Source organism: Vibrio sp. Vb0349, assembly GCF_033338975.1.
Genome location: NZ_JAWOTS010000029.1, coordinates 22,860 through 36,902, shown reverse-complemented (window position 1 = coordinate 36,902; position 14,043 = coordinate 22,860). Strand labels below are relative to the sequence as shown.

15 protein-coding genes are annotated in these 14,043 nt (G+C 45.1%); 1 reads left to right on the top strand and 14 read right to left on the bottom strand.

The genetic code is table 11. The annotated features are described in order from the left end of the window. Positions 1 to 123: 123 nt before the first annotated feature. The 14 genes from rplI to pilM all read right to left on the bottom strand — a co-directional run bounded on the left by rplI (position 124) and on the right by pilM (position 11,312). Entirely contained in the window at positions 124 to 576 is a 453-nt protein-coding gene (rplI, locus tag R7Q47_RS20510; protein WP_005382760.1) for a 50S ribosomal protein L9, read from the bottom strand. A gap of 33 nt (positions 577 to 609) precedes the next feature. Next, on the bottom strand, positions 610 to 837 hold the full coding sequence (gene rpsR / locus R7Q47_RS20505) for a 30S ribosomal protein S18 (RefSeq protein WP_000090472.1): 228 nt from the start codon (positions 835 to 837) through the stop codon (positions 610 to 612). Between the two features lie 16 nt (positions 838 to 853). Next, on the bottom strand, positions 854 to 1,156 hold the full coding sequence (gene priB, locus R7Q47_RS20500) for a primosomal replication protein N (RefSeq protein WP_005381298.1): 303 nt from the start codon (positions 1,154 to 1,156) through the stop codon (positions 854 to 856). Between the two features lie 8 nt (positions 1,157 to 1,164). Then, complete coding sequence (gene rpsF / locus R7Q47_RS20495) at positions 1,165 to 1,554, bottom strand: 30S ribosomal protein S6 (RefSeq protein ID WP_005381299.1); 390 nt, start codon at positions 1,552 to 1,554, stop codon at positions 1,165 to 1,167. A gap of 244 nt (positions 1,555 to 1,798) precedes the next feature. Continuing rightward, complete coding sequence (gene rpe, locus R7Q47_RS20490) at positions 1,799 to 2,470, bottom strand: ribulose-phosphate 3-epimerase (protein WP_005381300.1); 672 nt, start codon at positions 2,468 to 2,470, stop codon at positions 1,799 to 1,801. Positions 2,471 to 2,562: 92 nt separating this feature from the next. Beyond that, positions 2,563 to 3,402 carry a Dam family site-specific DNA-(adenine-N6)-methyltransferase gene (locus R7Q47_RS20485; protein ID WP_005382762.1) on the bottom strand — a complete coding sequence of 280 codons (840 nt, stop codon included), beginning with the start codon at positions 3,400 to 3,402 and terminating at the stop codon, positions 2,563 to 2,565. A gap of 69 nt (positions 3,403 to 3,471) precedes the next feature. Further along, positions 3,472 to 4,983: an SPOR domain-containing protein gene (locus R7Q47_RS20480; protein ID WP_154204992.1), complete on the bottom strand. Its 1,512-nt coding sequence runs from the start codon at positions 4,981 to 4,983 to the stop codon at positions 3,472 to 3,474. 52 nt (positions 4,984 to 5,035) lie between these two features. Next, positions 5,036 to 6,136, bottom strand: a complete 1,101-nt coding sequence (gene aroB, locus R7Q47_RS20475; RefSeq protein ID WP_005382764.1) for a 3-dehydroquinate synthase — start codon at positions 6,134 to 6,136, stop codon at positions 5,036 to 5,038. 32 nt (positions 6,137 to 6,168) lie between these two features. Further along, entirely contained in the window at positions 6,169 to 6,687 is a 519-nt protein-coding gene (gene aroK, locus R7Q47_RS20470) for a shikimate kinase AroK (protein WP_005381319.1), read from the bottom strand. Between the two features lie 187 nt (positions 6,688 to 6,874). Then, positions 6,875 to 8,620, bottom strand: coding sequence for a type IV pilus secretin PilQ (locus tag R7Q47_RS20465; RefSeq protein WP_053307551.1), 1,746 nt, complete (start codon positions 8,618 to 8,620; stop codon positions 6,875 to 6,877). Between the two features lie 25 nt (positions 8,621 to 8,645). Continuing rightward, the gene (locus tag R7Q47_RS20460; protein ID WP_151514393.1) at positions 8,646 to 9,161 is read right to left on the bottom strand and encodes a pilus assembly protein PilP; all 516 of its coding nucleotides are present in this window, start codon (positions 9,159 to 9,161) and stop codon (positions 8,646 to 8,648) included. After that, entirely contained in the window at positions 9,151 to 9,744 is a 594-nt protein-coding gene (locus tag R7Q47_RS20455) for a type 4a pilus biogenesis protein PilO (protein ID WP_064354357.1), read from the bottom strand. Before R7Q47_RS20455 ends, R7Q47_RS20460 begins: the two co-directional genes overlap by 11 nt. Beyond that, positions 9,737 to 10,312: a PilN domain-containing protein gene (locus R7Q47_RS20450; RefSeq protein WP_054577259.1), complete on the bottom strand. Its 576-nt coding sequence runs from the start codon at positions 10,310 to 10,312 to the stop codon at positions 9,737 to 9,739. The genes R7Q47_RS20455 and R7Q47_RS20450 overlap by 8 nt, the downstream gene beginning before the upstream one ends. After that, positions 10,296 to 11,312: a type IV pilus biogenesis protein PilM gene (gene pilM, locus R7Q47_RS20445; RefSeq protein ID WP_017821733.1), complete on the bottom strand. Its 1,017-nt coding sequence runs from the start codon at positions 11,310 to 11,312 to the stop codon at positions 10,296 to 10,298. Before pilM ends, R7Q47_RS20450 begins: the two co-directional genes overlap by 17 nt. A 144-nt stretch (positions 11,313 to 11,456) precedes the next feature. On the opposite strand from pilM, the gene R7Q47_RS20440 reads away from it, so the two are divergent. Next, on the top strand, positions 11,457 to 14,018 hold the full coding sequence (locus tag R7Q47_RS20440; protein WP_005381325.1) for a penicillin-binding protein 1A: 2,562 nt from the start codon (positions 11,457 to 11,459) through the stop codon (positions 14,016 to 14,018). Positions 14,019 to 14,043: the final 25 nt, after the last annotated feature.

Below are 14,043 nucleotides of genomic sequence, written 5' to 3'. Positions count from 1 at the left end.
GAGTAGTTTTACAGGCAAAGCCGAAACGGATGATAACCACCTACTGAAGTAGGTGGTTTAGGGCTGAAAATAAAAAAAGCACCTCCGAGGAGGTGCTTTTTAGTATTTCGTCTTGATACTGAATTACTCAGCAGCAACAACTTGTAGGTTAACTGTCGCGAAAACTTCAGAGTGAAGTTGAACGCTGATCTCGAACTCACCAGTGTTACGTAGAGCACCTTCAGGAAGGCGAACTTCGCTCTTAGCAACTTCAACGCCTGCAGCTGTGATAGCGTCAGCGATGTCACGAGTACCGATAGAACCGAATAGTTTGCCTTCGTCACCAGCTTTAGAAGCGATAACTACCGCTTCTAGAGCGTTAACTTTCTCTGCGCGAGCTTCTGCAGCAGCTAGTTGCTCAGCAACTTTAGCTTCTAGTTCAGCACGACGAGCTTCAAACATTTCAACGTTAGCTTTAGTTGCCATAACTGCTTTACCTTGTGGGATAAGGAAGTTACGAGCGTAGCCAGATTTAACGTTTGCAGTATCGCCAAGACCACCTAGGTTACCAATTTTATCAAGTAGAATAACTTGCATTGCTTAATCCTCTTTCTTAATAAAATGAACCGATTACTGATGCTTGTCAGTGTACGGTAGTAGAGCTAGGTAGCGTGAACGCTTGATAGCACGTGCTAGTTGACGCTGGTACTTAGCGCTTGTACCAGTGATACGGCTAGGTACGATTTTACCAGCTTCAGTGATGTAGTTTTTAAGAGTTGCTACGTCTTTGTAATCAATCTCTTGTACGCCTTCTGCAGTGAAACGGCAGAATTTACGACGACGGAAGAAACGAGCCATGGGCTATCTCCTGATCTTAAATTTGAGTAATGTTGTCGGCGTGTAACACTAATTTTCCCACGCCATTTCGGCCGGTTTGATAAGTGACAAAACCACTTACCTTAATGTTACTGCCTTGAACTAAATTCTGAGTTAGTGCTTGTGACCCAAGCCCGCTGACGACTACCGGCATACGACAATAAACTTGTCGAGGTAAGTCAGCTTCGATAATAGTAGAGCGATGCTCCAGCCAAAACCGACAGTGTTCAATGCCACCAGGGCTTTTACTACGAATGGGCGGTTTGGCAATGGTGCCGCTCAGCTCCATTCGATTGGCCATAAGAAAACTTACTCAGCAGCTTCTGACTTAGCTTCAGGCTTAGCTTCAGAACGCTCTTCACGACGTGGAGCACGCTCTTCTTTTTGCTTAAGCATGATAGATTGCTCAGTGATCGCTGCTTTAGTACGCATGATCATGTTACGTAGAACTGCATCGTTGAAACGGAAAGCAGTTTCTAGCTCATCAATTACAGCTTGGTCAGCTTCAACGTTCATAAGAACGTAGTGAGCTTTGTGAAGCTTGTTGATTGGGTAAGCCAGTTGACGACGGCCCCAGTCTTCTAGACGGTGGATTTTACCGCCAGCTTCAGTGATTGAACCAGTGTAACGCTCGATCATGCCAGCAACTTGCTCGCTTTGATCTGGGTGCACCATGAATACGATTTCGTAATGACGCATTGGTTGCTCCTTACGGATTATTCAGCTTCCACAAATGGCTCAGTCGTCCAGAGGAAGCAAGGAACTAAAGATAATTGACTGAGTTTAAGGAGCACGAATAGTACAGAAAGGGCGTAAAATAGGCAAGTGATTATTTGCTCAGCGCAGTGGATATTTAATTTCTTCTAATACTAGAAAACACAAAGGCTGCCAACAAGCTGGCAGCCTTTAAAATCAGCGTGTTATTGCGCTGGCTTATCGGTGCTTATTTAACTTCAGCCAGTTCAGCGCGCATTTGATCGATCACTTGTTTGTAATCTGGCTCACCGAAAATCGCCGAGCCTGCAACAAACATGTCTGCGCCCGCTTCTGCAATTTCACGAATGTTGTCAACCTTCACACCGCCATCGATTTCTAAGCGGATATCACGGCCAGACTCGTCAATCATCTTACGAACGGCACGCAGTTTATCTAGTGTATGAGGAATGAATGATTGACCACCAAAACCAGGGTTTACCGACATCAGTAGAATCATGTCGACTTTATCCATAATAAACTCAAGACTTGCAAGTGGCGTTGCTGGGTTTAGTACCACACCAGCCTGACAGCCGTGCTCTTTAATTAACTGCAGTGTACGGTCTACATGATCAGAAGCTTCTACATGGAACGTAATCATCGACGCACCCGCTTTTGCGAAATCAGGAATAATACGGTCAACGGGTTTCACCATTAGGTGAACATCGATTGGCGCTGTGATGCCATAATCGCGTAGTGCTTTACACACAGGCGCACCAAAAGTCAGGTTTGGTACATAGTGGTTATCCATAACGTCGAAGTGCACCACATCCGCACCCGCTGCGAGTACTTTTTCTACATCTTCACCGAGACGAGCAAAATCTGCCGATAAAATGGATGGAGCAATAAGAAAATCTTTCATACCTGACCTCAGTAGTAATGAGCAAACAATCTGCGCGCAATTCTACCGAAGCCAGTGGGGAGATCCACTATTTAGATATAATAGTGTGAGAATTAAGAGCTTGATTTATCCATGTCTGGGGCATGAAAAAGCGCAAGTAGCTCATCAACTTTATTACGACCGTTACCATTACGGCTAATGGTACGCTTTACTTTTACCACATTAAGATCCGCACCGTGATACAACCGACGTGTCAAGGTAGTGTCGTGGTTAGAAATCAACACAGGAATGCCACGTTCAGTCGCTGTTCTTTCAGCAATGTCGGCTAATGCAGCTTGGTCGTCCAACGTGAAACCATTACCTGCGTATGAGGTGAAATTTGCCGTATTTGAAAGCGGCGCATAAGGTGGATCGCAATACACGACGCTCCCTTTGCGCGCACGACGAAATGTTTCAGGATAACCTTCACAAACGAACGTAGCTTTTTTGGCTTTTTCTGCAAAAAACTCCAATTCCGCCTCAGGGAAATACGGCTTTTTGTAAGAGCCAAACGGTACATTGAAGCCACCTTTTTTGTTGTAACGGCATAGGCCATTAAAACCAAAGCGGTTCATGTACAAAAACGCTAAAGAGCGGTACATCACGTCATCGGTTTTATTAAACTCAGCGCGAATGTGTAGGTAGGCTTCTTTGCGGTTGTTCTCAGCGACAAACCAACGCTTCGCTTCAGAGATATACTCTTCAGGGCGTTCTTTCAGCAGGTTGTACAGATTGATCAAATCTGGATTGATATCTGCAAGTAGATAATGGTCATAATCGGTATTCAGAAACACTGAGCCCGCACCAACAAAAGGTTCAACTAGCTTTCGAGCCGGCGGCAAATGACGTTGGATGTCTTCAACCAGTCCGTATTTTCCTCCTGCCCATTTAAGAAAGGCTCGTTGCTTTTTCATCTACTGCTCTATCTATCGACCAAAAATTAAGGCTGCGGAATGTAACATATTTTTCAGGGAAGCTCAGGTTTATTTCACTCGTTCAATTTCACGGTGAACCTGACGGAGTGATTTTGCCCAAGGACTCACCGACTTAACCGAATCTGGCAAGCTTGCGACGGCATCACGAGCCATTTGAATTGTCGGATAATCTTGATATGTGATGATATACCACTCGGTGTCATTACGAACGGTAGGATAAATTCGCACTTGATTATTCAGTTGATGCTCATTGAGAAAGGATTGTACATCTTCCATTGAGGTCATAGCTGCGAGTTGTAAAGTATAAGCTCTTGGCGATAGCGCTTTTAGTTCTTCACGGGCAAATGAAAACTTCACAACAGGTTGGTTTACGTCACCCTCTTCTGACTGAGCAGGTGCTTGCGCCATATCTTGATTCGGTTTTACGACTTTAATCAAAGGAGAGCTAGTTTCATCGGCGGTTTCTGTCTTCTCAATACCTACGACGTCATCAATCGCTTTTGTGTCTGCTGAATCAGTTTTACCTTCAAGCAATGCATCGACCACATTCGACTCAATCACCACTCTTTGTTGATTGTCATCACTGCCTACGCTCGCTACTTCTTCTGTCACTGCTGGCGGTAATGAATCAGAATCATCAACCGCACCAGACTTATCAGGACTGCTAGAGCCATCGGTTACAGGTTGCAGTGAAGACTGCGCTGCACTGATTCCTGACTCTTCAAAAGTTGGAATAGCCGTTTGCTCTAAACTGCCAGCAATTTGCTGCGCCTTATCATCAGGACTTGGTTGACTAAGCATCCACCAATAGCCACCAGCAGCAAGCAACAGTAATACTAATACCACCAACGCAATATTCAGGGGTGAACCGACAATCGAGCGGATAATGATCCTTTTTTCCACTTTCATCTCTCCTAACGCCATGATGTCCCCCGGTACTGGGTCGACTTTTTTAAATGCATCTCGAACCCGTTTCTCAGACTCATCATCGACGTAGCGCGCTACAAGTGACTCAAAGAAACGACGAGCTTCCACTTCGGACAACATATCAATATCAAGCTCAACAGGCTTTATCTCTTGTCCATAACTGAGACGTGCTAGCAAACCTTCTAAACGTCCAGACTGTGTAAACAGTAAGACATTGATGGTCCAATTTGGCTTATGGTGCGCCTCTAAGACCAGCATCCAAAGCTCAGAGATAAGTGTCTCACTCAATAAATGCGCATCATCTACAACAATTGCAATGTCACACGGCTCATCACCTAAAAGCCTTTCAAGGCTATCAAGTAAAGGCTCTTGCTGATTAAACAATGCGTCTGAAGCCAGTTGACTCAAAATAAGGACGCGATGCTGCACATCGTCTTGATTAGAATGACAAAGTAACAAACATTGATTCTTGTTACTGGCACCCACTTCAAGGTATCGCTGCGCTAACCAAGATTTCCCGTACCCATCATGACCATTAATCGCAATGAGATTGGAACCAAAGTTAGTCAGTAGACCTAATCTATCAAGCAACTCGATTTGAGAATCTAATTCCAGTACGTGAGCAACACTCATCTAATAACCTTAATACACTACAAGAATGACGCCCAAAGGCGCCATTACAAGGTTAAATATCGCGACCGAAGTCTATCGCCTGTTTGAGTACGTCTTGCGTCGTATCAGCAATTACCTCGGCAGTGCCAATGCCTGTAGGCAAAACCAATCGTAATTGACCAGAGAGGACTTTCTTATCTCGCATCATGTGCTTGATGAAGTCATCGAAATTCATACTGTCTGGAGTATGCACAGGCAGTTTTGCACGACGCAAAATCGCAACAATACGCTCAAATTGCTCTTCCGAGATCAGACCGCGTAGATGCGACGTTTTGGCCGCCATAACAGTGCCGGAAGATACCGCTTCACCATGCAGCCAATTGCCATAGCCAAGTTCCGCTTCAATCGCATGGCCAAAGGTGTGACCTAAGTTAAGCAAAGCACGGATGCCCGACTCTTTCTCATCCTGAGCCACCACTTCCGCTTTTATTTCACAGCAACGTGCGATCGCATAAGTTAGTGCTTCTTCATCCAACGCATACAAGCGCTCAAGATTGTCTTCTAACCATACAAAAAAATCTGCATCGTAAATAATGCCGTACTTAATGACTTCGGCGATACCCGCAGCGAACTCACGTTCAGGCAACGTCGACAGGCAGTTGGTATCAATGATCACGGCTTTAGGTTGGTAAAACGCACCTATCATGTTCTTACCCAACGGATGGTTAACCGCGGTTTTTCCACCAACCGAAGAGTCCACTTGGGATAGTAATGTGGTCGGTATTTGAACAAAGTCGACCCCACGCTGGTAACAGGCAGACGCAAAACCCACAAGGTCGCCAATAACACCACCACCTAACGCGATGATCACAACATCACGAGCATAACTCCCTTCCAGTAAGAAGTTCATTACTTGATTAAATACATCCAAGTTTTTGTACTGTTCACCGTCAGGCAATTCTAACAAGGATGCACTACAACCGAGCTGCTCGAGTTGCTTTAAAATTTTGTCTGCATACAAAGGCGCCACTGTGACATTACTGATCACAACAACTTTTTGTTTTGCATTTTTGTTTGAGAGAACTTGAGAGAGGTACGCCGGGTCCTCAAATAACCCGGCGCCAATAGAGATTGGGTAGCTACGCTCAGCTAGGTTGACCGTAATCCGTTCCATCGGTTTGCTCCAATTAAAAAAAAGATAAAGACTTATCTCTCTTCTAGCATTTTTACGATCTGGTTGGCTACCACTTTTGCACTTTGATCGTCAGTGCGAACAGTGTAATCCGCTACTTCTTCATATAAAGGATTACGTTCTTCAGCTAATTGCTCCAATACTTCGCGAGGGTTATCCGTTTGAAGTAAAGGACGCTTCTTGTCGCGGTTTGTACGCGCAAGTTGCTTTTCAATCGTCGTTTCTAAGTAAACAACAACACCACGTGCCGAAAGACGATTGCGGTTTTCTTTGCTCTTAACAGAGCCACCGCCAGTCGCAAGCACGATGCCTTGCTCTTGTGTTAGGTCTTCAAGTACCGCTTCTTCACGCTTGCGGAAGCCTTCTTCACCTTCTACATCAAAAACCCAAGAGATGTCTGCACCAGTGCGTTCTTCGATCACTGTATCGGAGTCAACAAACTCCATATGCAGTTGCTGTGCTAGATGTCTACCAATTGTACTTTTGCCGGCGCCCATTGGGCCAACAAGGAAAATATTACGTTTCTCAGCCATGTTTAGCAGTAATTTACAACATTGATTCAATAAGATCGCCACAAGAAAACACAGCTAAACTGCTGTTCTACAAGGCTTGTGGCACCAGTTCCTCACAGATAATTCGTGATAAGACCCGAAATTATCCAAGCATGGTGCCACTATTGCAACTTTATTTTTGATTTAATCAGTTTTTCCCGAGACAGAACTACTGAATCACCACCTTAGGCGTGACGAAAATTAACAGCTCACTTTTGCCAACATTCTCATAACTTCGACGAAAAAGAGCACCTAATAGCGGCAGGTCGCCCAACAAAGGCACTTTGTCCACCGAGTTAGTAATGCTGTGCTGAAAAATACCACCAAGAACGACCGTTTCACCGTTATTCACTAACACTTGCGTCCCGATACGTTGAGTATCAATCGCAACCGCTTCACCAGTGCCTGTCTTCACGACTTGTCCTGGTCTATCTTGCGTGACACTTAAATCCAATACTAAGCGGTTATCCGGTGTGATTTGCGGGGTTACCTTCAAACTTAATACCGCCTTTTTGAACGTCACCGTCGTTGCACCACTTGATGATGACTCAAGATAAGGAATCTCTGTACCTTGTTCGATATAGGCAGGTTTCTTATTGGTAGTGATCAAACGTGGGCTCGAGATAATCTCAGCTTTAGACTCTTGTTGCAGAGCAGAAAGCTCAAGATCCAACAAGGTGTCTGAACCTAACTTTGCGACCTGAAAAGCAATGCTGGTGGCATTCGGACTGGTTGCAGCTAAGTTTACATTGAGGAAGTCATCGATCCCTACTCCATCACCGTCACCACCGTCATCACCCCCTTCTCCATTATAGAGACCGATCGTGGCAAGGTTGTTCTCAATAGAACCGCCCACTGTATTACTGCCATTAATAGACGTAAAACCCCAACGAATCCCTAACTCGTCCATGTTACCTTCATTGATGGTCACAATACGCGCCTCAATTTGAACCTGTTTAACTGGAATATCCAAAGACTCAATAATTTCTCGAATCACCTCGATGTTTTCAGGTAACTCTCTAATCAATAACGAGTTAGTTCGCTCATCAATGGTCATACTGCCGCGCTCTGACAGCATGCTGATATTTCCTTCTCCATTGATCATCTCCGCAATGTCTGATGCTTTAGCAAAATTAACTTTGATGATTTCAGATGAAAGCTCTCCCATTTCTTCCGTAAGTTTTTGTTTTTCTAACTGCTGCTTCTCACGCAAGTCCAACTCATCAGTCGGAGCAACTAAAATCACGTTGCCATCAACACGCTTATCTAACCCCTTAACTTGCAAAATAATATCCAGCACTTGCTGCCAAGGGACACCATCAAGACGAAGCGTGAGGTTGCCTTCTACAGAGTCGGAGACAACCAAATTGAATTGGTTGTAATCAGCAATAAGCTGCAAGACGTTTCGCACAGGAATATCTTGGAAGTTAATCGAAATAAGCTTACCTTCTCTTTCTAAAATGCTTTTATCTGGAGCTTTCTCATTAGGTTTGATCTTCGCTACTTTGATTTCCAAAAAACGCCCCGTTAAACGGTAATCATGCTTGTATTCTTCATTGATGTGCGCAACCAAGCGCGTCGTCGAGGTGTCGCGAAACACTTCTACGCTCTCAACCACAGTCGAAAAGTCTTTCACGTCTAGGAGATACAATTGCTCGTCTTTTACTGAAGTGTTAAGCAAATCGATACTTAACCCTTCCTGTACACGCTTGATATCTACAATCGCGGCCGGTGACGCCAATTCGACGACAATCACGGCGTCTTTATCTTTATTAGTTCGAAAGTCGATACTTTTTAGGGCATTGGACGAAACTTCTTCTGCTGCCGCTAAAGGGGCTAAAAATACAAACAACCATAAGGAGAAGAGCCCAGTAAGTATCCTTGGTGTACGTGTTAATCCTTGTCTCATTTTCATTACTCAATATCAAAAATAAATGGGGCTATCTCAAAGCCAACTTAACTTTACGTTTTTGCCAACATCCTAAGCCGTCGGGCAACGTTTCATTAATCAACAAATAGGAGTGGCTGACATGGGTCACTTTGCCATTATTGCGTCCAAGGTATTGACCCGGCTTAACTTTATAGACGGTGCCATTGGGAGCCTGAACGAGGCCAGAAACCGTGTTATCCATGCCCATGACCCCTTTCAAACGTAATTGGCTTAATGGGAATTTTTCTAATTTTCCAGTTCGCCTTCTTGAGGGCGGTTGCCAACAATCTTTTCTTGCAACTGGCTGAGTCGCGATAGTGGCTTCTTTGGGTAATTCAAAGGGTGCACGCTGTACTTCCGGTGCGTACGTGACTGCAACATACTTGTCTGCGGGCTTAAGCTTCTCGACCTCTCGACGCGCCTGTGTTTCCACTCCTCGAATAAAATCCGTCAATGATTCATCATTCGCCTGGCAGCCCATCAATAGAGAACCCATCAGTACCAGCAACAAAGACTTATTTGTCATTTTTCGTCTCCTCCGGCTTAAACTGATAGGTGTTAGCGCGCACCCGAAAGTGCAGAGTTTCGCTCTCTTGGCTGACACGTTGCCAAGTCACATCTTTAAACGTGATGATTCGAGGTAGCGTCGCTATCGCCTGAGAAAAATGGCCGATGTCATGAAAGTCACCCGTTAACTCAATGTTTAAAGGGAGACGATAAAGGAAGTGCTCTGATTGTTTTTCGCCCCAGTCGATTCGGGTGAAAGTCAGCTTATTGTCGATGCCAAGTTCATTCACTGAAGCGAGCATTGTAGCCAGCTCTTTTTGCGCAGGCAGTTGCTGCAGCAATAACTCGTAACGGGTGGTAAGTTCATCCAATTGAGATTGAAGCTGAGGCAACGCTGCCACTTTGTTCGCTTTGATCTTCAATGCCACCTTGAGTGTCTGCTCCTGCTGGATCAAGTGATTCAACTGTTCGTCTTTCGGTTTAAGGTAAAACCAATAACCTAAGCCTTGAATCACCATGATCAGAAGCGCGATTACTATAATCTGGGGCAACAATGGCCACTCGGCCATTTCATCGATTTCGAGATCCTGCCAATCAACCACGTTGAGCCTCCAATTTCTTCTCCGTTACTTTGAACATGAAAGACACTTTGAATGTTTGAAACTCTTTCCCAAAACGGGCTTTGCCGTGAACGATGGAATGCATTTCTACGTCGTTCAACTTGGCCGAGCGCTCCATGTTGTCCAGCATCGTGGCAAGTTTTGGAGTGCTATCAGAGATCCCAGAGATCTCAATTTCCAGATCATTCATTTTGATCTTGTCGACATATACACCTTCAGGGATAACGGCAGGCATTAAGTTCATGAACTCGGTCGTTTTGTTTCGTCCGTTTTGTAAACCTTCAACGACCTTTAGGCGTTCGAGGATTTTGCTGTGCTCTTGCTCTGCAATTTTCATTGCTTCAATACGCTGGTCGAGTTCGGCAATGTAGTGAGTGAGGTAATCGAGCCGATCCTGTTGTTGATCTTGTTGGTACTCAAAAAACTTTCCAATACCCCACTGGATGCCAACAGCGACCAACATGCCTAATGCGACCAAACTGATGAAACGACGTCGGTGCTCTTCTCTTTGATTCTCTCGCCAAGGAAGTAAATTAATGCGATAAAGCACGGGCGCCTCCCAGCCAATGAATGCCACGAACGGCCAGTCCGGCTGCTGTTGAGAAATGCTGCCAATCCACAGCACGACGCTTACGCTTAGACACCTTCATCTCAAATAGCCCTAGCGGATTTAGCAATTCACACTCTAACGACAATTGTTGAGACAACTCCTCTGCGAGCATGGGAGTGGAGGCCCCTTCCCCTGATAACCAGATACCCTTGATGTTTTGTGAGCCATTGATTGAGGTATAGAGCTGCATCTGGCGCTTTACTCGCTCTATGATTTGACGGTTAAACAGCTCTGTTTTCTCCTGAGCATCATCGGACAGAAAATCGACTGGAGAAGCGCTGTTTGCTCCGCGTGTGCCGTAAGCAAACTCTTTGTGAAACAGTTCACCTTGTTCGGTAAACATGGTGAAGGAGCTCGATAAGGTGCCAATATCGAGTAAGCAGTATTTGTTTTTGTCAGGAAAGCGATCGGCGGTGAGCTTCCAGATATGACCAAGGCTTTGCGAATGCACGTCCACTAAAACAGGTTTTAGTCCGGACTTTTGTAATGCATCGACTCGGCCTTCTACCACATCTTTTCTTGTCGCAAACACTTGATAGCTATCACTGCCACTCTGCCCGCCCTCAGCGCGAAGACGAACGAAGTCTAAACTCAGCTCTTCGACAGGGAATGGCGATTGATGAGAAAAGGCTTGTATCACTGCAAACTCAACTTCACTCTCTTCAAGATTTTGTTCTATTTGCAGTTTCTTGCTAATTACCGAGTTATCAGGAACTGAGATCGCAACTTTTTTAGCGCCAAAAGGCAGTTCTTTTTTTATCTGCTTGAGGGTCTTTACAATTTCTTGATGATTTATGGTGTTATTTTCAGCGACAATACCTTCCTTTAGTAATATTTCTTTGTAACCCAACAGAGCGTAATTGTTGCCTGTGGGTTTAAGTACTACGGCTTTGAGGCTGTTATGGCCTATATCGATGCCGGTAACGATTAGCTTATCCATCTCTTACTCTCGCTCCGAAATTTCTTCGTGCAAAGGTTGTTATTAGCATCCAAATAAGAGTTAATATCTCTTATGTGCTAAATTTTTGACCTAAGAGTACAAGGGTTTGCCGTTACACAGCCTCAACCAATCAGGGATTCTCCGGTGAAGTTCATAAAGCGTTTATTATTTTTAACATTGATTTGCATAATTCTTGGAGTCACCACAATATTTGGCTTCTATCAGTACGTGAAGCCTGAATTGCCAGATGTTGCAACTCTAAAAGACGTTGAATTACAAACACCTATGAAGGTGTTTAGTCAAGACGGGAAGCTGATCGCACAGTTCGGTGAAAAGCGTCGTATTCCTGTTACTTATGACGAAATTCCTCAAGACTTAATTCACGCGCTCATCGCAACCGAAGATAGTCGTTTCTATGAGCATCCTGGTATCGACCCTATCGGCATCACTCGTGCAGCTGTTGTTGTTGCGGTTTCAGGCTCGGCTAAACAGGGTGCAAGTACGATTACGCAACAGCTAGCTCGTAACTTCTTCTTATCTAATGAGAAGAAGATCATGCGTAAGATTAAAGAGATTTTTATTGCTATCCATATTGAGCAGCTTTTAAGTAAGCAAGAAATCATGGAGCTTTATGTCAATAAAATCTTCCTTGGTTACCGCTCATATGGCTTTGGTGCTGCCGCTCAAGTGTATTTTGGCAAGAGCCTTGATGAATTGACGTTAAGTGAGATTGCAACACTCGCTGGTATGCCAAAAGCGCCATCAACCATGAACCCAATTTACTCTCTTGAGCGCGCAACAAAACGCCGTAACGTTGTATTAATGCGAATGCTTGATGAGAAATACATTACACAAGAGCAGTATGACGAAGCACGCAATGAACCTATCGTGGCGCGTTATCATAGCGCTGAGATTGAGCTTTCCGCACCTTACGTAGCAGAGTTGGCTCGTGCATGGGCAGTAAAAGAATACGGTGAAGAAGAAGCTTACACCTCTGGCTTGAATATCTACATGACTGTGGATTCTAAACTGCAAGATGCTGCAAATACGTCTGCGGTAAATAACCTCTTGTCATACGATGAACGTCATGGCTACCGTGGTGCAGAAAGTGTACTTTGGAAAGAAGGGGAAGCGGCCTGGGACAATGAGCAAATAGAAAAGCACCTGAAGAAACAGCCAACTTATGGTGACCTTTACCCTGCGGTTGTGACGAAAGTCGATGATAAGACGGCACAAGTATGGGTTAAGAACCATGAAGAGCAAACCATCCCTTGGACTGGAATGCACTGGGCGCGTAAGTACATTACTGATAACCGCCAAGGCTCAACACCAAAGTCAGCGCATGATGTGCTAGCGACAGGTCAACAAGTTTGGGTTCGCGAAGTAAGTGAAACCGATGAAGATGACAACACAACACTGAGCTGGAAACTGAGCCAAGTGCCGACAGCAAACACCGCGTTTGTTGCGATGAACCCAGAAAATGGCGCGATATTGTCGCTGGTTGGTGGTTTCAACTTTGTTCACAGCAAGTTTAACCGTGCAACCATGTCAGTGCGTCAGGTTGGTTCAAGTATCAAGCCTTTCATCTACTCGGCAGCAATTGACAAAGGACTAACTCTAGCCACTTTGATTAACGATGCGCCGATTAACAAGTGGGATGCAGGTTCTGGTTCAGCTTGGCGACCAAAAAACTCACCACCGACTTATGGTGGTCCAACGCGTCTTCGCCTCGGCTTAGCTCAATCAAAAAACGTCATGGCAGTGCGTACACTCCGTGAAGTTGGCCTCGAGGAGACACGTCAGTACCTTACTCGTTTCGGTTTTGATATTAACCAAGTACCACGCTCTGAGACCATCGCACTCGGAGCTGGCAGCTTAACACCAATGAAAGTGGCACAAGGTTACTCTGTGTTTGCGAACGGTGGTTATTACGTTGAACCATTCTATGTAGAACGCGTGGAAGATGCATTCGGTGAAGTACTGTTTAAAGCCAATCCAAAGAGTGTTTGTCATAAGGATTGTCCGCAAATGAGCGAGCAGCCAGAAAATCGCTACGCTGATGAATTTGGCGAACAAGACGTCGCGATTGATGGCCTTGCAACAGACAATGCCCTTGAAAATGATGAACCTCAATATGCACCGCAAGTTATCTCTGAACAGAATGCATTCTTAATGCGTGAGATGATGTACAGCAACATTTGGGGTGGCGGTAACTGGCGTGAAGGCACAGGTTGGAATGGTACAGGCTGGCGCGCGCAAAAACTTGGTCGTCGTGATATCGGGGGTAAAACGGGTACAACGAATGATTCCAAGGATGCTTGGTACAATGGCTATGGACCTGGTGTCGTTGCCATAGCTTGGGTTGGCTTTGATGATCACTCACGTGCACTTGGCCGCACCACCGTTAACAGCAACCTAGGGCAAGGCCAAATTTCTGGTGCCGAGTCGGGTGCGAAAACCGCAGAGCCAGCTTGGATTGACTTCATGCGTGTTGCGCTAGAAGGGACGCCGGAGCAAGGTAAAAATATTCCAGAGGATATTATTCGAGTTCGTATTGATCGCAACAGCGGTATGCTAACGCACAAGGTAGATAGCACATCAATGTTCGAATACTTTGAAAAAGGCACGGAGCCTACCGAATACGCTGGCGACCGTTTAGAAGATAGTATTTATTCTTCAGGCTCTGGCGCAGAAGAACTGTTCTAAATCACAAAAGCACAAGGGAGAGCAT

What these genes read in the sequence shown, in the direction of transcription:
- rplI (WP_005382760.1), bottom strand. Translation starts at nt 576, where the DNA reads ATGCAAGTTATTCTACTTGATAAAATTGGTAACCTAGGTGGTCTTGGC.
- rpsR (WP_000090472.1), bottom strand. Translation starts at nt 837, where the DNA reads ATGGCTCGTTTCTTCCGTCGTCGTAAATTCTGCCGTTTCACTGCAGAA.
- priB (WP_005381298.1), bottom strand. Translation starts at nt 1,156, where the DNA reads ATGGCCAATCGAATGGAGCTGAGCGGCACCATTGCCAAACCGCCCATT.
- rpsF (WP_005381299.1), bottom strand. Translation starts at nt 1,554, where the DNA reads ATGCGTCATTACGAAATCGTATTCATGGTGCACCCAGATCAAAGCGAG.
- rpe (WP_005381300.1), bottom strand. Translation starts at nt 2,470, where the DNA reads ATGAAAGATTTTCTTATTGCTCCATCCATTTTATCGGCAGATTTTGCT.
- R7Q47_RS20485 (WP_005382762.1), bottom strand. Translation starts at nt 3,402, where the DNA reads ATGAAAAAGCAACGAGCCTTTCTTAAATGGGCAGGAGGAAAATACGGA.
- R7Q47_RS20480 (WP_154204992.1), bottom strand. Translation starts at nt 4,983, where the DNA reads ATGAGTGTTGCTCACGTACTGGAATTAGATTCTCAAATCGAGTTGCTT.
- aroB (WP_005382764.1), bottom strand. Translation starts at nt 6,136, where the DNA reads ATGGAACGGATTACGGTCAACCTAGCTGAGCGTAGCTACCCAATCTCT.
- aroK (WP_005381319.1), bottom strand. Translation starts at nt 6,687, where the DNA reads ATGGCTGAGAAACGTAATATTTTCCTTGTTGGCCCAATGGGCGCCGGC.
- R7Q47_RS20465 (WP_053307551.1), bottom strand. Translation starts at nt 8,620, where the DNA reads ATGAAAATGAGACAAGGATTAACACGTACACCAAGGATACTTACTGGG.
- R7Q47_RS20460 (WP_151514393.1), bottom strand. Translation starts at nt 9,161, where the DNA reads ATGACAAATAAGTCTTTGTTGCTGGTACTGATGGGTTCTCTATTGATG.
- pilM (WP_017821733.1), bottom strand. Translation starts at nt 11,312, where the DNA reads ATGGATAAGCTAATCGTTACCGGCATCGATATAGGCCATAACAGCCTC.